The 17,309-nt window shown below is 71.4% G+C and carries 19 protein-coding genes and 1 tRNA gene; 8 read left to right on the top strand and 12 right to left on the bottom strand.

The window, feature by feature from the left end:
- Positions 1 to 35: 35 nt before the first annotated feature.
- Complete coding sequence (locus tag ACO06I_RS07995; protein WP_421932046.1) at positions 36 to 863, top strand: aldo/keto reductase; 828 nt, start codon at positions 36 to 38, stop codon at positions 861 to 863.
- Here ACO06I_RS07995 and ACO06I_RS07990 read toward each other — a convergent pair.
- The gene (locus ACO06I_RS07990; RefSeq protein WP_421932045.1) at positions 860 to 1,756 is read right to left on the bottom strand and encodes an alpha/beta fold hydrolase; all 897 of its coding nucleotides are present in this window, start codon (positions 1,754 to 1,756) and stop codon (positions 860 to 862) included. The two genes, ACO06I_RS07995 and ACO06I_RS07990, sit on opposite strands and share 4 nt — an antisense overlap.
- A gap of 88 nt (positions 1,757 to 1,844) precedes the next feature.
- Positions 1,845 to 2,537 (bottom strand): class I SAM-dependent methyltransferase, encoded by a 693-nt coding sequence (locus ACO06I_RS07985; RefSeq protein WP_421932044.1) that lies wholly within the window; start codon positions 2,535 to 2,537, stop codon positions 1,845 to 1,847.
- Positions 2,538 to 2,668: 131 nt separating this feature from the next.
- Between ACO06I_RS07985 and ACO06I_RS07980 the strand changes: the two genes are divergently transcribed.
- Together ACO06I_RS07980 and ACO06I_RS07975 are read left to right on the top strand one after the other, a co-directional pair.
- Positions 2,669 to 4,045, top strand: coding sequence for a DUF6880 family protein (locus ACO06I_RS07980; RefSeq protein WP_421932043.1), 1,377 nt, complete (start codon positions 2,669 to 2,671; stop codon positions 4,043 to 4,045).
- A 69-nt stretch (positions 4,046 to 4,114) separates the two neighbouring features.
- Positions 4,115 to 4,273 carry a hypothetical protein gene (locus ACO06I_RS07975; RefSeq protein WP_421932042.1) on the top strand — a complete coding sequence of 53 codons (159 nt, stop codon included), beginning with the start codon at positions 4,115 to 4,117 and terminating at the stop codon, positions 4,271 to 4,273.
- 6 nt (positions 4,274 to 4,279) lie between these two features.
- Here the strand turns inward: ACO06I_RS07975 and ACO06I_RS07970 are convergent, their stop codons facing one another.
- Genes ACO06I_RS07970 through ACO06I_RS07955 form a run of 4 tightly spaced genes read right to left on the bottom strand, consistent with a single transcriptional unit; the run spans position 4,280 to position 6,871 of the window.
- Complete coding sequence (locus ACO06I_RS07970; protein ID WP_421932041.1) at positions 4,280 to 4,456, bottom strand: hypothetical protein; 177 nt, start codon at positions 4,454 to 4,456, stop codon at positions 4,280 to 4,282.
- 31 nt (positions 4,457 to 4,487) lie between these two features.
- Positions 4,488 to 5,327, bottom strand: a complete 840-nt coding sequence (locus tag ACO06I_RS07965) for a hypothetical protein (protein WP_421932040.1) — start codon at positions 5,325 to 5,327, stop codon at positions 4,488 to 4,490.
- 57 nt (positions 5,328 to 5,384) lie between these two features.
- The gene (locus ACO06I_RS07960) at positions 5,385 to 5,774 is read right to left on the bottom strand and encodes a hypothetical protein (RefSeq protein WP_421932039.1); all 390 of its coding nucleotides are present in this window, start codon (positions 5,772 to 5,774) and stop codon (positions 5,385 to 5,387) included.
- A gap of 38 nt (positions 5,775 to 5,812) precedes the next feature.
- On the bottom strand, positions 5,813 to 6,871 hold the full coding sequence (locus ACO06I_RS07955; RefSeq protein ID WP_421932038.1) for a hypothetical protein: 1,059 nt from the start codon (positions 6,869 to 6,871) through the stop codon (positions 5,813 to 5,815).
- 266 nt (positions 6,872 to 7,137) lie between these two features.
- Here ACO06I_RS07955 and ACO06I_RS07950 point away from each other — a divergent pair, with 266 nt between their 5' ends.
- From ACO06I_RS07950 to ACO06I_RS07940, 3 genes are read left to right on the top strand one after another with little or no spacing between them, the layout of a single operon-like run.
- Positions 7,138 to 8,742 (top strand): toll/interleukin-1 receptor domain-containing protein, encoded by a 1,605-nt coding sequence (locus ACO06I_RS07950; protein WP_421932037.1) that lies wholly within the window; start codon positions 7,138 to 7,140, stop codon positions 8,740 to 8,742.
- Position 8,743: 1 nt separating this feature from the next.
- Positions 8,744 to 9,391: a nucleotide synthetase gene (locus ACO06I_RS07945; protein WP_421932036.1), complete on the top strand. Its 648-nt coding sequence runs from the start codon at positions 8,744 to 8,746 to the stop codon at positions 9,389 to 9,391.
- 43 nt (positions 9,392 to 9,434) lie between these two features.
- Complete coding sequence (locus ACO06I_RS07940; RefSeq protein ID WP_421932035.1) at positions 9,435 to 10,976, top strand: tetratricopeptide repeat-containing protein; 1,542 nt, start codon at positions 9,435 to 9,437, stop codon at positions 10,974 to 10,976.
- 4 nt (positions 10,977 to 10,980) lie between these two features.
- Here the strand turns inward: ACO06I_RS07940 and ACO06I_RS07935 are convergent, their stop codons facing one another.
- The 3 genes from ACO06I_RS07935 to ACO06I_RS07925 form a co-directional block, all read right to left on the bottom strand.
- Complete coding sequence (locus ACO06I_RS07935) at positions 10,981 to 11,643, bottom strand: Crp/Fnr family transcriptional regulator (protein ID WP_421932034.1); 663 nt, start codon at positions 11,641 to 11,643, stop codon at positions 10,981 to 10,983.
- 104 nt (positions 11,644 to 11,747) lie between these two features.
- Positions 11,748 to 12,854, bottom strand: coding sequence for a DJ-1/PfpI family protein (locus ACO06I_RS07930; RefSeq protein ID WP_421932033.1), 1,107 nt, complete (start codon positions 12,852 to 12,854; stop codon positions 11,748 to 11,750).
- Between the two features lie 27 nt (positions 12,855 to 12,881).
- Positions 12,882 to 13,013 (bottom strand): hypothetical protein, encoded by a 132-nt coding sequence (locus tag ACO06I_RS07925; protein ID WP_421932032.1) that lies wholly within the window; start codon positions 13,011 to 13,013, stop codon positions 12,882 to 12,884.
- An 88-nt stretch (positions 13,014 to 13,101) separates the two neighbouring features.
- Between ACO06I_RS07925 and ACO06I_RS07920 the strand changes: the two genes are divergently transcribed.
- Positions 13,102 to 14,088 carry a GlxA family transcriptional regulator gene (locus tag ACO06I_RS07920; RefSeq protein WP_421932031.1) on the top strand — a complete coding sequence of 329 codons (987 nt, stop codon included), beginning with the start codon at positions 13,102 to 13,104 and terminating at the stop codon, positions 14,086 to 14,088.
- Between the two features lie 3 nt (positions 14,089 to 14,091).
- On the opposite strand, the gene ACO06I_RS07915 is transcribed toward ACO06I_RS07920, so the two are convergent.
- Positions 14,092 to 14,835 carry a hypothetical protein gene (locus ACO06I_RS07915; protein WP_421932030.1) on the bottom strand — a complete coding sequence of 248 codons (744 nt, stop codon included), beginning with the start codon at positions 14,833 to 14,835 and terminating at the stop codon, positions 14,092 to 14,094.
- A 137-nt stretch (positions 14,836 to 14,972) separates the two neighbouring features.
- On the opposite strand from ACO06I_RS07915, the gene ACO06I_RS07910 reads away from it, so the two are divergent.
- Positions 14,973 to 16,076 (top strand): tetratricopeptide repeat protein, encoded by a 1,104-nt coding sequence (locus ACO06I_RS07910; RefSeq protein WP_421932029.1) that lies wholly within the window; start codon positions 14,973 to 14,975, stop codon positions 16,074 to 16,076.
- 31 nt (positions 16,077 to 16,107) lie between these two features.
- On the opposite strand, the gene ACO06I_RS07905 is transcribed toward ACO06I_RS07910, so the two are convergent.
- A tRNA-Asn gene (locus tag ACO06I_RS07905) sits at positions 16,108 to 16,183 on the bottom strand.
- Between the two features lie 64 nt (positions 16,184 to 16,247).
- Positions 16,248 to 17,288 (bottom strand): DUF7064 domain-containing protein, encoded by a 1,041-nt coding sequence (locus tag ACO06I_RS07900; RefSeq protein ID WP_421932028.1) that lies wholly within the window; start codon positions 17,286 to 17,288, stop codon positions 16,248 to 16,250.
- Between the last annotated feature and the right edge of the window lie 21 nt (positions 17,289 to 17,309).

Raw genomic sequence — 17,309 nt, 5'->3', positions numbered from 1 at the left:
TGTCTGGGCCCGACCCTCGCCAGCCCGGAGCTCCCATGACCGACCAGACCTTCCTGACGCTCAACGACGGCCGGCGGATGCCCCAGGTGGGGCTGGGGGTCTGGCAGAGCCCGGCCGAGACCACCGCCGACACGGTGGCCACGGCGCTGGCGGCCGGCTACCTGGCCATCGACACCGCCGCGGCCTATCGCAACGAACCCGGGGTGGGCGAAGGGGTGAAGCGCTCGGGGGTGGCCCGCGACAAGCTCTTCATCACCACCAAGCTGTGGAACGAGAACCAGGGCCATGACGCGGCCCTGGCGGCCTTCGACAAGAGCCTGGCGCGGCTTGGCATGGACTATGTCGACCTCTACCTGATCCACTGGCCGGCCCCGACCCAGAACCTCTATCTGGAGAGCTGGAAGGCCCTGATCCGGCTGCGCGAGGAGGGCCGGGCCAAGTCCATCGGGGTCTCCAACTTCGCCATCCCGCACCTGGAGCGGATCATCGGCGAGACCGGGGTGACCCCGGCCGCCAACCAGATCGAGCTGCACCCCCGTTGGCAGCAGGCGCAGCTGCGCGCCTTCCATGCCGCCAAGGGCATCGCCACCACCTCCTGGAGCCCGCTGGGGCAGGGCCGGCTGCTGGACGATCCGGTGATCGGGCAGATCGCCGCCAAGCACGGCAAGACTGCGGCCCAGGTGATCATCCGCTGGCACGTGGACCTGGGCCTGACGGTGATCCCCAAGTCGGTGACCCCGGCCCGCATCGTGGCCAATCTCCAGGTGTTCGACTTCGCCCTGGACGCAGAGGACCTGAAGGCCATCGCGGGCCTGGACGCCGCCGACGGCCGCATCGGCCCCGACCCCGCCAAGTTCGGCTAAGCCTTCGCGAAGGCCAGCAGGTCGGCGTTCAGCCGGTCCATATGGGTGACGAACAGCCCGTGCGGCGCGCCCTCATAGACCACCAGCCGCGCGCCCGGGATCAGCTGGGCGGTGCGCTGGCCGGTGAGCGGTAGGGGCGCTGAGACGTCTCGGTCGCCCTGGATCACCAGGCAGGGCAGGCTGATCTTCGTCAGCTCCCGGCGGAAGTCCGTGCCGACCATCGACTTGTTGCATTCGACGACCGCCTGCATCGAGCAGGTGAGCATGATGGACTTGATCCAGTCCTTCATGCCGGTCGAGGTCTGCGGCGTGACGAAGGGGTCGGTGTTGTCATCCAGCCATCTGGGGAAATCGGTCTTCCAGGTCTTCCGCGCCCGCTCGAAATAGGCCGCTGGCGCGCCGTCGGGATTGTCCGCCGTCCGGGTCAGGAAGGGCGTCGTGGGCGCAAGATAGACCACCCTGGCGACGCGGCCGGCCCCGTGGCGGGTCAGGTAGCGGGTGATTTCCCCCGAAGCCATGGAGTGGGCGACGATGGTGACGGCCCTCAGGTGCAGGGTGGTGAGCACCGAGTCCAGGTCGTCGGCCAGGGTGTCGATGTCATAGCCGCGGCCCGGATCGTCCGACCGCCCGTGGCCGCGCCGGTCATAGGCGATGCAGCGGACGCCCTGGTCCGACAGATCGGCCGCCTGATAGGCCCAGGCCTCGGAGGTCAGGGTCCAGCCGGCCATGAAGACCATGGGCGCGCCCTCGCCCCAGTCGCGGTGGAAAAGCTTCGTGCCGTCGCGAGCGACGATCTGGGCGGCGCGGTGGGGCCTGGGCTCGGGCGCGGCCTGGGCGCGCAGCGGCAGGACGGTCGCCGTGGCGCCGAGGGCGAGGATGTTGCGTCGGTTCATCGGTCTTCCCCGTGTCTGATGCGGGGAAGGTGAGCCCTTCGGGGCGCCGGCGCGATTACGCCTCAGGTAATCAAAATGGCGGGCGGGATCAGACCGTCAGATAGTCGTAGGCCACCCGCATCTTCTTGCTCGCCCACTCCTCGGGGTGGACGGCGCAGCGGAACATGCCGCGGCTTTCGTTGATCCATTGGGACTCCACGACGAAGCCGGCGTCGGCCAACATCCTGTCGCAGCACAGGGGATTGGGGGCCCAGAAGTTGGTGAAGTCCTGGTTGTTGCTGTCGCCGGGCAGGTACTCGGCGAAGGGCTCGTCCTCGTGCTTGCGGCTGACCAGGGTCTCCAGGATGAAGGCGCCCTTGGCGTAGCGGCGCAGGGACCATAGGGCCCGGCACGGGTCGGGCAGGTGGTAGAGGACCCCCAGGCAGATCACCACGTCGAAGGGCTCGATGGGCAGGGTGTCCAGTTCGTAGACATTGGCGCGGATGAACCGGAACTTGCGCCCGGCCAGCCGCTCCATGTCGGCGAACCCGTAGAAGTCCTTGGCCGCGTAGTCGACGGCGGTGACCGAGGCGCCGCGGGCGGTGAGCATCTTGGTGAAGTAGCCGTCGGCGGGACCGATCTCCAGGACGGTCATGCCCGTCATGTCCTGCGGCAGGCCGAGCTCGCTCAGGGTGCCGCTGGGATCGTAGACGCCGGGGGTGACCACGCCGGGAAAGATCTCGAACCGGTGGTACCACCACGGGCGCGAGGCCACGATCGCTTCGGCTTCGGCCTGATCCATGTCGCAAGTCCCCCAGGCAAGGCCCGACACCGGAGAACGGACAGGCCGGGCAAGCGTTCCGTCGGCGGACCGATGGCGCGGGCGGCCGGTTCCGGGTAGAGGCGGGGGGCGGCCAGGGAGAGAGTTTTTTGGTGAAGCGTCCGGGTTCCCGCAAGACCGTCACGGCCGCCAACCTGGCCGACCTGGGCGCCGCGCGGCTGGCCGAGATCCTGGTGGACGTCGCCGAGGCCCAGCCCACCATCAAGCGGCGCCTGCGCATGGAGTTGGCCGGCGAGGTCGGCGCCGAGGATCTGGCCGCCGAGGTGGCCAAGCGGCTGGCGGCCATCGAGACCCGCCGCTCCCGCGTCCACTGGCGCAAGTACAAAGAGTTCGTCCGCGACCTGGAGCTCCAGCGCGCGATGATCGCGGGCAAGATGGCCCAGGAGAATCCGGCCCTGGCGCTGGACTTCCTCTGGCGGTTCGTCGACATGGCCGAGGGCGTCCTGTCGCTGACCAAGGACGACAAGGGCGAGGTGGAGGCGGTGTTCCTGGCCGCCGTGGAGGACCTGGGGCCCGTCGCCGCGCGCGCCGGCGGCTCGAGCCTGGCCCTGGCCGAGCGCGCCTTCCAGGCCCTGGAGACCGACGAGAACGAGATCTTCGTGCGCCTGGTGGAGATCCTGCTGCCGGCCCTGGACGCCGCCGGGATCGCCCGGCTGCGGGCCTTGCTGGAGGCCGCCATCGCCCGGCGCGGCCGGCCCAAGCCCGCCCTGCGCGCCGCGGTCCAGGCGCTCGCCGACGCCCAGGGCGACGTGGACGGATTCATCGCCACCATCACCGCCAGCGAGGCCCTGCAGCCCTGGACCGGCGCCCAGATCGCCAGCCGCCTCACCGCCGCCGGCCGCGCGCCGGAGGCGCTGGCGGCCCTCAAGCGCTCGGCCCCGCCGGCCTTCGCCGACGTCGCCCGCTCCCAGGCCCGGGTGGTGGCCTCGGCCCCCAGCCTGAAGGCCTGGGAGGACGCCTATCTCGAGGCCCTGGAGGCCGACGGTCAGGCCGACGCGGCCCAGGCGGTGCGCTGGGCCGCCTTCGAGCAGCGGCTGTCGGCCGAGCGGCTGCGGGCCTATCTCAAGCGCCTGCCCGACTTCGACGACGTGGAGGCCGAGGACCGGGCCATGGCCTATGTGGCGGGGTTCAAGAGCTTCCCCGCCGCCCTGCGGTTCTTCCTGGCCTGGCCGGCGCCCAGCCAGGCCGCCGCCCTGATCCTGGCGCGGGCGGGCGAAATCGACGGCGACGACTATGAGGGGCTGGAGGCCGCCGCCCAGGTCCTGGAGGGCCGCCACCCCCTGGCCGCGACCTTGCTCTACCGGGCGATGATCGGCCGGACCCTGCGGTTCAACCGCCGCGACCGTTTCGCCGACGCCGAGCGCTGGATGGCCGACTGCGCCGTCCTGGCCCCGCAGATCGCCGATTTCGGAGACTATGAATCCCACGCCGACTTTGTGGGTCGGGTAGGACACACTCCACAGGCCTGACGCCCGGCGCCCCTCAAAGGCCGCGGTCGGGCCTTGCGGCGGACTCGTTCGAGGCGCACAGGGTCGCCCATGGCGATGCAGAAACGACGGATTGATCGCGCTCAGCGGTTTCGGGCGCGGCGAGTCTGGTGGGAACGGCACGGCGCCTTCGCCCGCGGCCTGCTCACCGGGACCCTCGTGACCCTGCTGGCGGTCTGGATCGCCAAGATGGCGGCCGCGACCTTCTAGCGCCCGTTACTCGGCCTTGTCGTCGAGGTCGCGCATCTTCCGCTCCACGAAGTCCCGCGCCGATTCCGGCGTCGTGTCCTCGTCGGGCGGCGGCGCGCCGCCGCCCTTGAGGCGCTGGATCTGGGCGCGGAGCTTATCGGCGCGGGCCTTGCGCCGCGCCGCCTCGTCGGGATCGTCAGTCATGACGCATCCTACTCCGGACCGGGTCCCGGTTCTATTTCACGAGCTCGGCGATCTGGGCCCGCAGCCGTTGGGCCCGCGTCTCCGCCGGCGCGGCCATGGCCGAGACCGGCATGCCGACCCGGGAGGCGCTGGCCCGGCCGCCTTCGCCGCGAGCCTTCCGCTCCGGGGTGGCCCGATCGACCTTGGCGCGCAGGTTGCCTTCGCCCGTCAGGACCCCCAGGTCGCGGAAGACCGGCTCGGCCGTGCCGAACCAGACCTGCTGCCACCAGTGATCGGTCGCCAGGTCGTGCCAGGACAGGTAGCCGCCGTGGAGCACCCTGCGGGGGCCTTGGATCGCTCCCGTGAAGGAGTAGCGCACCCCGCCGTCGGCGACCGGATCGAAGAAGTGCGGCGTGTAGAAGTCGCTCACCAGGACGCCGTTGATGGAATAGCCGAACTGGGCGGCCTCCGACGGGTCGGCGACCTCCACCAGGTAGTTCACGCGGCCCTGCTTGGGCTTGAGGGAGTCGCCGCTCACCAGACGGTTGCCGAACGGGTCCACCAGCATCTCCACCGACTCGTGGCTGGCGGTCAGCGACCACTCATCGAGGTCGTTCGATCCGGTGATCAGGCCGAACGGCTGGCCGTCCTTGTCCATGTGGATGCCCGCCGCGCCGGCGTAGCCGATGTCGTCCATGACGATCATGGGCCAGTAGTCGGTGGGGACGTCCTCCAGGCGCGCGAAGGCGTCGACGGTGGCGCCGACATCCCAGGCGGGGGCGAGGTCGCGGCTGGCCTGCTTCTGCAGGGCGGCGGCGACCCGCATGACGTCGCCGGGCGCGACGACGGCGGACTCGGACACGAGCGCCAGGTGGCGAAGGAGACTGGGCATGGTGGTTCCTCTCGTTCGGTGGGTCGGCGTCCCCACGATGGCGGCGCCGGGGGTGGTTCAGATGGCCTTGGTCAGCAGGTCGCGGACGTCGGCGAGGGCGCCGGCCCCGGCCGCCGCGGACGGGGCGTGGGTCGCGGCCAGGGCGGCGCGGGCGGCCTGCTTGACGCGATCGCTCTCGGAGCGGGCCTCGGTGGCCTCGCGGCGGGCGGCGGTGACGTTGGCCTGCTGGATCTGGGTGCCCAGCAGCACCCCGCCGGCGGCGACGGCGAAGGCCGTGAAGCCGTTGTAGATCAGCAGGGCGTGCTCCCAGAGCTTGCCCTCGCTGGCGGCGAAATAGCCCATCATGGCGACGGTCAGGCCGACATAGAGCAGCAGCAGGACGCCGGCGGTGACGAGGGCGTGCAGGGGCGGGCCCGCCGGGGGCGGGGTGACGGTGGTGTCGGTCATGGCGAGCGCCTTTTCCGGAAGGGGAGTGTGGGGGGGAGCTAGGTCGGCTGCGCGGTGGTGGCCGCGCAACCGGCGACGCTAACGCGGCCGCGCTGGACGTCGCCCATGCGCGTCTTGGCGGTGCGGCAGATCAGCAGGCCCGCTGCCCGAATGCTTCCGGAACGGGGATCGGTGAGGCGATAGCTGACGACCAGGCCGCCGGTGAGGCTGACCCCCTCCGCGCCGAAGGCGGTCCATAGATTGGTTCGTTTGAGCAGGCTGCCGCCGGCCCGCTCAATGGCCACGCGGAGGACCAGCGGATTCCTGTCGGCTATGGCCGCAAGTTGGGACGCTCGGATGAGCAGGCTTGGCGTGTCCGCGCCGCCCTGGCTGACACGGAGCTGGAATTCGTCGATCCGCGCGATGAGGCTGTCGAGGACGGCGACCTTCGCCTTGATGCCGGCCGTGTCGCCCGAAGCCGCCCATTGGCTTCGGCACTGGAAGGCCGCATTGCGGCGACGGCCCAGGTCATCCAGTTCGCTGATGAGCGCGCCCGTGGCCCGCGCTCCCGGGTTGACAGCCTCGGCGGGAATGATGGCCTCGGAGCCGAGGCGGGCTGCGATCGCATTGACGAGCGCGCGGTCGTCGGCCTTGACCTCAAGGGCGCGCACCTCGGTGTCCACTTTGAGTGCGCCGACCACGGCGCCCAAGAGGGGCAGGGCCGCGCCGGCCGCCATGAACCTGGGGTCGGCCCGCGGCGGCGCGCGGGGGCAACCGGCGAGCTGGGCGTTGTCGGCCGCCGCATTCAGGGCGGCGATCTCGGCGCGAAGAGACGCTGCAAGGCCGAGATTTACGGTTTCAGACCCGGGCAGCACGAGGATCGGGCCAAGACCCTTGGCGGAGTCGGCGATCGTTCTCGCGGCCTCATTGATCGCGGCGCTGGACAGCATCCAGGCCTCCATTGCGCCGGCGCCTTCCCCCAGGGTTGTGGTTCCGGCTGCGCTCGGCAGTCCGAGAGCGGTGGCCTTGGCCTTCACGACCTCGGTCTGAGCATTGACGAGGGCGGCTTGGGCTTGCAGGCGCGCGGTGTCCGCCTTCACGCCGGCCTGGGGATCCACGGCGTCCTCCGCCCGAACCGGGGCGGCGGTCCACAAAGCCGCGATGAGGGCTGCGCCGCTCACGGAAAGTCTTAGAGACATGACGGTTTCCTCTGCGTCGGTCCCCCTCGGGGAGAGGCGGGATCACGCTGAGATTAGGAGGACATCCCGGGCCCCGCCGTGACGGCCATCACGCTCCGGAGGAGGGCGGCCGAAACACACGATCACGTTGTGAAGCCCCTCAAGCTCTGCCACGGTGCTGGAGAACATCGTTCGGGGGGACGGTGATGGACGACTTGGGCGAGGGGCGGGCGCCCCGGTACCGCGCCTTCATCAGCTACAGCCACGTGGATGGGCGGTTCGGCCGACGGCTGCACCGGCGTCTGGAGCGCTACGCCGTGCCCCGGCGGCTGGCGGGGCGGGTCACGGCGCGCGGCGCGGTTCCCGGGCGGATCGCCCCGATCTTCCGCGACCGCGAGGAGCTATCGGCCTCCGGGGACCTGACGGCCGAGGTGCGCGCGGCCCTGGCGGAGTCCGGCTGCCTGATCGTGGTCTGCTCGCCCCACGCGGCGGCCTCGCCCTGGGTGGCGCGCGAGGTGGAGCTGTTCCGCAGCCTGCATCCCGACCGGCCCGTCCTGGCGGCCCTGGCGGCGGGGGCGCCGCCGGAGGCCTTCCCCGACTGTCTGCGCCTTCCGGGCGCCGACGGGGTGGCGGTGGAGCCCCTGGCCGCCGACTTTCGGCCCGAGGGGGATGGAGAGCGCCTGGCCCTGCTGAAGCTGGTGGCCGGGATTGTCGGGGTGGGGCTCGACGAGCTGGTCCAGCGCGACGCTCAGCGCCGCCTGCGGGCCGTGACGGCCGTCACGGGGGTGGCCCTGGCCGCGATGCTAGCGATGGGGGCGTTGACCATCTTCGCGCTGACCTCGCGGACGGAAGCCCGCGAGCAGCGCACCGAGGCGGAGGCCCTGGTGGAGTTCATGCTGACCGACCTGCGCACGCCGCTGAAGGAGGTGGGACGCCTCGACATCCTCACCGCCGTCAACACCCGCGCGCTGGCCTATTACGGCGATCAGGACCTGGCTCATCTGCCGCCGGACTCCCTGGAGCGGCGCGCCCGCCTGCTCCACGCCATGGGCGAGGACGATCTGAAGCGCGGCGATCTCGAAGCGGCCCTGGGCAAGTTCGCCGAGGCGGCCCGCACCACCGGCGCCCTGCTGGCCGCCGAGCCGGACAAGGCCGACCGCATCTGGGCCCACGCCCAGAGCCAGTACTGGCTGGGCTATGTGGACTATCTCCGGGGTCGCCCGGCGCCCGCGACCCGGGCCTGGCGCACCTATCGCGCCCTGGCCGGACGGCTGGTGGCTCAGGCGCCGGAGAACCCGAAATATCTGCGGGAGGCCGCCTATGCCGAGGGCAACCTCTGCACCCTTGCGCTGAGCTCGCCGCCGGACCCGGTCCGGGCCCTGCGCGCCTGCGGGGAGGGCCTGCGCCTGATGCAGGCCGCCGCCGCCCGGATGAGGCCCGGCTGGGAGATCGCCGCCGACCTCGCCAACCGCCATGCCTGGCTGGCCGACGCATACCGGGCCAACCGCAACGAGGCCGCCGCCCGCGCCGAACGGCTCGCCGAGGGGGCGCTGCTGACGCCGCTCATCGCGGCCGCCCCCAAGAACATGTCCCTGCGGGAGCGCTGGATCGCCTCCCAGCGGGCCCTGGCCTCCATCGAATATCGCGCCAGCCGCATCCCCCAGGCGCAGGAGCGCCTGCGCCAGGCGATCTCCGCCATCGACGCCATGATCGCCCTCGATCCCGCCAACCGGGACTGGGCGCAACAGCGTGTTCGGCTCCAGGAGAACCTGGAGCTGGTGTCACGCAAGAACCGAGAAGCGAGGGACTGAAATGAAGCTCTTGAACATGGTTGAGACGAAATCCCTCAACCACATGATCCGGCTGCAGCGCAATGCGCCAGCGGACTTCAAGCCACAGGAGATCGTCTACGCCCGGTTCACCATGAATCCGAACCGGCCACGGCTGGGCTTCCAGGCCGAAGAATGCGGGGTTGTCCAGAACGAAACCCTCGGGACACTCCTCGCCAAGCGCTGCGGGGCGGTGGTTCAACCCGTGACGGTCGTCCCGAAGATTCCTGATCCCCTGGGCCCGGGCACGATCACAGATCGCGACGTGCCGGTCGATAAGCCGTGCACCGTGGTGCTCGAGCTGTCAGCGGATTGGGAGTGGCAGTTCCGGACGCAGGACGTCGGAGTCACCTCCAAGGACGACTACAGCGACGACAACTGCGATCTCTGGCACGTAAATTCCGACGGATCCCTCGCGCGCGGTACGCCGGCCAACGACGCGAATCCCGACACAGGGGCGACCAGGGTCCAGAACAAGTGCCGCATCGTCATGTTCAGCGTCGTCCGCCGAGGCGACCACGAACCGCAGAAGTTCAATCTGCACATTGAGGTGCTGCAGTCGGCCACCGACTCTGTTGAGATCATTATCGACCCCGACGTGCCCAACAATGGCGGCACCTTCCAGCCGTAGGACTTCTCGCCTTCCGTCGCCGTCATGAGTTGGAACTGTTCGCTTGAGCGTTTCCCCGCGTCCGACCCTGCTCTCCATCGTCGCCCATGCGCGGGCGGGCGCCCTCGACCACGCCTGGCGGCTGTTCCGCGAGGCCGGGTTCGAGGGCGTCCGGGACGACGCCGGGGTGCTCAGCGTGCGGGGGCGGTTGCTCAAGGACCGCGCCCTGGCGACGGACGGGGCGGACCGGCGGGCCTTCTACGCCGAGGCCGCCCTGGCCTACGCCGAGGCCGGGGCGCTCACCGGCGCCAGCTATCCCCTGATCAACGCCGCCACCCTGGCCCTGCTGGGCGGCGAGCCCGCGGTGGCCCGGACCCGCGCCGTCCAGGTGCTGGAGGTTCTCGACCGCGATGCCGACGAGGCCGAGACTCCCTACTGGCGGCAGGCCACCCGGGCCGAGGCCCTTTTGCTGCTGGGGCGCACGGCGGAGGCGAAGACGGCCCTGGCCGAGGCCGTGAGCCTGGCGCCCGAGGCCTGGGAAGACCAGGCCGCCACCCTGCGCCAGTTCGCCCTGATCCTGGCCGCCCTTGAGGCGGACGCCGGTTGGCTGGATCTCCTGCGGCCGCCCCGCAGCCTGCACTATGCGGGCCTCATGCGCCTGGAAGCGGCGGGGGTGGCCGAGGCGGTGGGCCTGCAGCTGGCGGCGGAGCGGATCGGGGCGGGCTACGGGGCCCTGGCGGCCGGCGCGGATATCCTGGTGGCCGAGGTCCTCGTCGCCCGCGGCGCGCAACTGCACCTGATCCTGCCGGGCGGCGTGGCGGCCTTCGCCTCGGCCTCGGTCGATCCCGCGGGGGGCGACTGGCGGCCGCGCTTTGACGCCCTGATGGCCGCCGCCGAGAGCGTGCGGGTGGTCGCCCCAGGCGCCGATCCGACCCAGGCCCTGGCGGTCCAACTGGCGGCCGAGGTGGCCATGGGCTGCGCCGTCATGCGGGCCCGCGCCCTGGCCACCGAGGCCGCGCAGATCGTCGTGGTCGATGAGGACGCCGAAGGAAGCCTGGCCAGCCGCCAGAGCCTGGCCACCTGGACCGCCGCCGGCCGTCGCCGGCAGGTCATCGCCGCGCGCCGTCTCGGCGGCGAGGCGTCAGCCTGGCCAGCCGCCGGGAACCTGCGCCTGGCGGCCCTGCTGTCCGTCGATTTCGGCGACACCGAGGAGGCGGCGCTGATCGGCGAGGTGCTGCCGGCCCTGGCGGCCGCGGCCCATCCCCTGGCGCCGCCGCGCTGGGAAGGGCGGCGCCTGGCCATGGTCTTCGCGGGCCCCGCCCAGGCCGCCGCTGCGGCCCTGGCGATCCGCGCGGCGGCGCCGCAGGCGCGCAGCGCCGGCCACTATGGGCTGCTGCGGGCCGCGCCCGATCCGTTCGGCGGCGCGGAGCTGCTGCTGGGGGAGACCGCCGACCTGCCGGCGCAGATTCTGGCCGCCACGCCCGTGGGCGCGATCCAGGTCAGCGACGACTTCGCCGCGGCCCTCCACGCCCTGCGGCCGTCGCGCACCGAATATGTCGGCGACCTGGACGGCGGCGAGATCCGCCTGCACGCCCTGAAAGCCTGACCCTTCAGACGATGAGGTCTTCCAGGCGGTGCGGGGCGACGATCACCAGGGCCGCGCCGTCGCGGCGGATCACGCCGCGCCGCTCCAGCGTCCCCACCGCCCGCGAGGCGGTCTCCCGGGTGGTCTGGACGCGGACCGCCAGGGCGGCGAGCACCGGCGCCGGCCTTAGGGTCCGGCCGTCCCCCAGGCGGGCGAGCCGCAGCAGTTCGGCATAGACGCGTCCCTGAGCCGAGAGGGTGGCCCGCTGCAGGATGGCGCCGGTGGCCTGGCGCAGCTGCTTGAGCAGCAGGCGCGACACCGCCAGGCCGACGGCGCCGTGGGTCTCGATGAGCTGGACGAAGTCGAAGGTCACGAAGGCCGCGGCCCGGGCCGCCTCCACCGCGACGATGTCGGCGTCCTCCGGGGTCGGCCGCACCTCGGCGATGGAGCCGAAGATGTCGCCGGGCTCGAACTCGCGCAGCAGCACCACCTGTCCGTCGCGGCCATAGAGCAGGGCGTGGGCCCGGCCCAGCATCAGCAGGAAGGTCTCGCGGCCGGGGTCGCCCTGGTGGACGATGGGCGCCTGGGCCGCATAGGTGCGGTCGTGGGCCCTGCGGGCGACGGCCGCGGCGACCTCCGGCGAGCAGGCGAAGGCCCGCTGGAAGAAGCCCGGCAGATCCGCCGTCATGTCCTCCAAGTCCGTCGCCCTCCGCCCTGGGCGCATGTTGCGACGCCCGGCGCCGACGGTCCAGAAGCAAACGCCGGACCTGTCTGCCGACCCGACAGGCCGTCCTAGCGCGGCGGGTCGTATTCCAGGCCGAGCTTGGCCAGGCGCGCGGCCTCGGGGCCGTAGCGGCGGCCCATGGAGGTCAGGTCGTCCTCGATCTGGGCCGCGACCGGGCCGGACTGCAGGGGCAGGCGGTAGGCGCCCTCGTGGGGCTCGCCGGTGGCCAGGATGGTCAGGCCGTGGCGGGAGCGCACGGATCCGAGGCCCGGGCGGGTGATCGCCACATGGGTCCGGTAGCTGCGCGACCAGGTGTCGGCGCGCAGGGCCAGCGCCACCTCGTCGACGCCGTCGGCCAGGGGGACCTCCACCGTCTCGTGACGCCAGAAGGCCGCCAGGGCCGCGATCCCGTGACCATAGTCGGCGCCGGTCACCTGGAAGTCGGCGGTGCGGTGGGCGGGCCCCCATTCGCGCACCCCGATGCGGGTGGCGGTGGCCTGGGCGACCGGGCGGCCGCCTATGGCCTCCACCAGGGCGAGCGAGGCGGGGATCGAGGCTGAGACCCCGGTGGTGGAGATCACGCGCCCGTCCTGCACATAGCGGCGGTCACGCACCCAGGTGGTGTCGGGATAGGCCTTGGTCAGACCCTTCAGGGCCGACCAGTGGGTGGTGGCCCGCCTGTCCTTCAGCAGGCCGGCGTTGGCCAGGACCCGGGCCCCCTCGCAGATGGAGACCACCGTGGCGCCCTTGGCCGCCTGGGCCTGCAGCCAGGCCGCCAGCTCGGGGCTCTTGGGCTTCACCTGGGCGGGCACGATGATGATGTCGGCGCCGGCGGGTTCAGCGGCGTCGAACTGGGCGGTGGTCTGGTCGACCAGGACCCGCAGGGCGGGCCTCAGCCGGACCGCGCCGGGTCCGGTGGAGACGCTGCGCACCTCGGCGACGCCCGACTCCTTGAGCACGCCGTAGGGGATGATGAAGTCGGTGGTCTCGGCGCCGGCGTTGTCGGCCAGGACCGCCACCAGCGGCCTGGCCCGACCGGCCTTTGGGGCCGGAAGGGTCAGGCCGTCGGCCCGGACAAGCGCCACGCTCGGCCCCGTCGCGGCCCAGGGAGCGACCGGTTGCAGGAAGGCGAGGGTCGCCGCGGTGGCCGCGGCGGCGAGGACGGGGGTGCGCATGTCAGGTCTCCGGGGAGGAAGCGGGCGTCAGTCTTGCGAGGCGGCAGGGGCGCTCGCCTGGCTCGGGGCGTTGCAGGCGCAGCTTTCGCCGCACTGGCAGTCGGGGCCGCAGGCGCAGGGTTGGCAGCTGCAGTTGTCGTTGGTGCAGGGGTCGGACATGGGAAGTCTCCGTCTTGGGGTTTCAACGAGGCTGACCCTAGGCGTCGAAATCTCTGGCGGAAATGTCATACATGTCGCATATTACGCCATGGCCTACGCCCAGACCCATCCTCGCAACATCGCCCTCATCGGCTATGACGGCGCCCAGTCCCTCGACCTGGTCGGGCCGCTGGAGGTGTTCTCCATGGCCAACCGGTTCGCCGCCGCGCCCGCCTACCAGGTGATCCTGGCGTCGCAGGCGGGGGGCGAGATCCTCTGCAATTCCGGCCTGCGGCTGGCCGGCGCCGTGCGGGTCGCCGACCTGCCGGGCGACCTCGACACCGTGCTGCTGGCCGGGGGCGATGAGCAGGGCCTGCTGTCCATGCGCGGCAGCGGTATCGTCGAGTGGTTGCAGGCGCGCCGGGACGTGGTGCGGCGCATCGGCAGCGTCTGTTCGGGCGCCTTCATCCTGGCCGCCGCGGGCCTGCTGGATGGCCGCCGCGCCACCACCCACTGGGACGCCTGCGAGAACCTGGCCGCCTTCCGCCCCGCGGTGCGGCTGGAGCCCGACGCCATCTTCGTGGCCGATCCGCCCTTCTACACCTCGGCCGGAGTGACGGCAGGGATCGACCTGTGCCTGTCCTTCGTGGAGGCCGACCTCGGGGCCGAGGTCGCCTTGGCGGTGGCCCGCAACCTGGTGCTGTTCATGCGCCGTCCCGGCGGCCAGACCCAGTTCAGCGCGGGCCTCGGCGTGCAGGCCGCCGCCACGCCGCGCCTGCGCAAGCTGGTGGCCGAGATCAGCGCCGACCCCACCGGCGACCTCAGCCTGCCTGAACTGGCCCGTCGCGGCGGCATGACCGAGCGCACCTTCTCCCGCGTCTTCCAGAAGGAGATGGGGACCACCCCGGCCGCCTTCGTTGAGCTGGCGCGGGTGGACCGGGCCAAGGCCCTGCTGGAGACCTCCGACTGGCCCCTGGCGCGGGTGGGGGAGCGGGCGGGGTTCGGCAGCCTGGACGGCCTGCACCGTGCCTTCCAGAAGCGGGTGGGGATCACTCCGGGCGAGTACCGCCAGCGGTTCGGGCGGGTCGCGGCCTAGCCTCTAGGCGCTGCGGCGGCGCAGCAGGATCAGGGCCTCGACCGCCAGCAGGACGGCCGCGCCCGCCGCCAGCCAGGCCGCGTTCGGCTTCTCGGCCTGCTCGGCCACATAGACCGCCGCCAGGCCCCAGATGATCGGCGCCAGATAGACCGGCGAGGCCAGCCGCCAGCCGACCGCGCCGCCCGTCAGCAGCACCGCGGCGATCCCCAGGACCGCCCAGGTCAGGTCGGGCCCGATCACCCCCTGGGCCGTGAGCACGGTGAGGATGTTGATGGCCGAGGCGATGGTCAGCCAGCCGGCCAGCAGGGACAGCGGCCAGACGATCAGCAGGCGATCGCGGACGGCGGGCAGGGGCGCCTGCGCCCGGGCGCGCGCCAGGCCCGCGATCAGGGTCGCCGCCGAGATGACGATGATCGCCACGCTGAGCCATTGGGCGTTGAAGGCCGAGGCCAGGATCCAAGCGCCGCAGCCGGCGATCGCCACCGCCGAGGGCCAGGCCAGGGCCTGCAGGATCGGGGTCTCGGGCGCGACCGTGAGCTGATAGAGGGCGTAGGCGGCCAGGCCCAGATAGATCAGGCCCCAGATCGAGAAGGCGTAGCCTGCGGCCCTCAGGGTCTGGTCGCCCTGTCCGGCGAACTCGGCGGCCGACAGCCCGATATGCTGGGTGGCCTGGATCGCCGGAATGGCGATGGCCGCCACAACGGCGAGCAGGACGACGAGGCTTCGTCCGAGGGGGCGTCCGGTCATGTCATGGCTCCGCTTGCTTCCTAGGAGCGCGGGGCGGCGGTTCGGGTTCCGTCGCGCCGCCAATGCCACCTTGGTCTTGGGCCGGTCGATGCGATGTGGTTTTCTCGCCGTCCATTTTTCGCGGGCCAAGGGACCTGATGCTTCCGCCGATTCTGATCGATCCGGCGACCGGCCGTCTGTTGGCCCAGGCCGTCGCGGACCTGGAGGCCGGCCGCATGGTCCAGGCCGAACAGGGCCTGCGCCGGGTGATCCTGGCCGCGCCCAAGCTGCCGCAGGCCCGCCACCATCTGGGCCAGCTGCTCTACCAGACCGGCCGCTATTCTCAGGCCGAAGCCGAGTTGCGCCGCGCCCTGGCGACCGCCCCGAGCCCCGAGACCCGGCTCGGCCTGGGCCTGGCGCTGATGGCCCAGGGGCAGTACCCGGAGGGCTGGAAGCTCTACGGCGCGCGCCACGAAATCCCGGCCATGCGGCTGCCCACGCCCAAGGACTTCCCCTATCCCGAATGGCGGGGCGAGGACCTGGCCGGCAAGCACATCGTCATCTTCCCCGAGCAGGGCTTCGGCGACCAGATCCAGTTCGCCCGCTTCGTTCCCCAGCTCCAGGCTCAGGGCGCCGACGTCACCCTGCTGTGCCGGCCGAGCCTGGAGCGATTGTTCGCCCACAGCTTCCCCGGCGCCCGGGTGCTGGCCGCCGCCGGGGCGGTGGACTTCCCCGATCCCGACTACTGGGTCATGGCCGGTGGTCTGCCGGCCCCACTGGGAACGACCCTGGAGGCCCTGCCGACGGAACCCTATCTCAACACCCCTGCCACCTGGCCCGCCCTGCCGCCGGGCTTGAAGATCGGCCTGGCCACCCGGGGCAGCCCCACCAACGGCAATGACCGTCATCGATCGCTGACCGCCGACCAGGCCGCCCAGCTCGCCGCTGTCCTGCCGGGCCAGGTTTTCGACCTCGATCCCGCCGCGAGCGGCGCCCGGGACTTCGCCGACACCGCGGCCCTGATCGCCCAGCTCGACCTGGTGGTGACGGTGGATTCGTCCATGGCCCACCTGGCCGGGGCCATGGGCAAGCCGTGCTGGGTGATGCTGTCGGTGCTGGGGGTCGATTGGCGCTGGCTGGACCGGGCGAGCGACAGTCCCTGGTATCCGAGCGTGCGCCTGTATCGCCAGGGGCCCGATCACGCCTGGGGACCGGTGATCGCCGCGATCGGCGCGGACCTGGCGCGGGGCGGCATAGGCTGAGGGCTGAGCCGCATATGGGCGGCGGTTCCAATGGCTCCCGGAGCAGGACTCGAACCTGCGACAAGTCGGTTAACAGCCGACTGCTCTACCAGCTGAGCTATCCGGGATCACCGTTGGAGGCGGGCGTATACGATGGCCCGCGCGTCGGTGCAAGTCGGTCCGAGCGCTCTTTTAGTACCCGGCGACCTTGCCGTTCGGCTGGCCGTCGACGATCTGGTCGAGGTACTCGCTGAGGCCGTAGCCCACCAGGTCGCCGCAGCGGTAGCGGGTCATGCCCTCGGTGATGCGGGTCTGCAGCTCCTGACCGTCCGGCGTGGTGCGGCGGTTGCGCAGGGGGATCAGGGACATGACCTCGCCGGTGACCTCATAGGCCTTGCCGCCATGGGTCTTCACCTTGGCCCGCAGGGCGGTCTGGTAGCCGTTCTGGTCCCAGTCGCTATCGATCACGCATTCCTCGATCAGGTCGTAGGCGCCGTCGGCGAACACCATGCCGCCCTGGCGCGCGCCGCCCTTTCCGTCGCCGATCACCGACAGCATCATCCCGAAGTCGCGGCCGAAATTCATCGGGCACCAGCGGTACCAGTCGATGGCCTGCCAGTGGCGCGGGCCCCAGGACTTGTCGCGCAGGCCGAAGCCCTCGATCTCGAATCGCTCGTCGCCGACGGTGAAGACGCCCTTGGCCGCGCAGTGCTGCTCGTAGTGGGCCTTGGCGAAGGACTTCTCCGGATCGATCTCGATCGGGACCCCGTCCTCGCGCACCGTCTCGCCGCCGTACATGGGCGAGACGCCCTCGTAGTCGAGGGTCACGGTGCAGGGCAGGGACGGATTGTCGCGGAAGGCCTTTTTCGGGTCCGCCATCTCGTGGGGACGCTCCAGAATCAGCGCCTTGCCCGAATAGGTCACCTTCAGATGCTTGAAGGGCTCCACCACCTCGACCTTGAGTCCCCCGGCGTTCATCTCCGAATTGTCGGTGATCGTCGGCCGGGCGAACATGAAGGCCACCCGACCGCCGGGCAGGTAGAGGCAGATGGTCATCTCGGCGTAGTGCTCGTTGGCGCGGTTGCCGATACGGAACCAGCCGCCCGTCTTCTTCACCGGATCGAAGACGTTGAAGTACATGCTTTCATTGTAGTTTTTCACGTCGCCGGGATCGTGGGTGAACTCGTCCTGCGGTTCAAGGCGGGTCTTGAAACCGGTCGGGGCCTTGGCCATGGCATGTCCTCCATCCGCGAC

Origin of the sequence: Phenylobacterium sp., from assembly GCF_965229015.1 — a bacterium.
Lineage (GTDB): Bacteria > Pseudomonadota > Alphaproteobacteria > Caulobacterales > Caulobacteraceae > Phenylobacterium.
The sequence above is the reverse complement of the archived record's forward strand: the minus strand, read 5'-3'. Positions and strand labels throughout refer to the sequence as shown.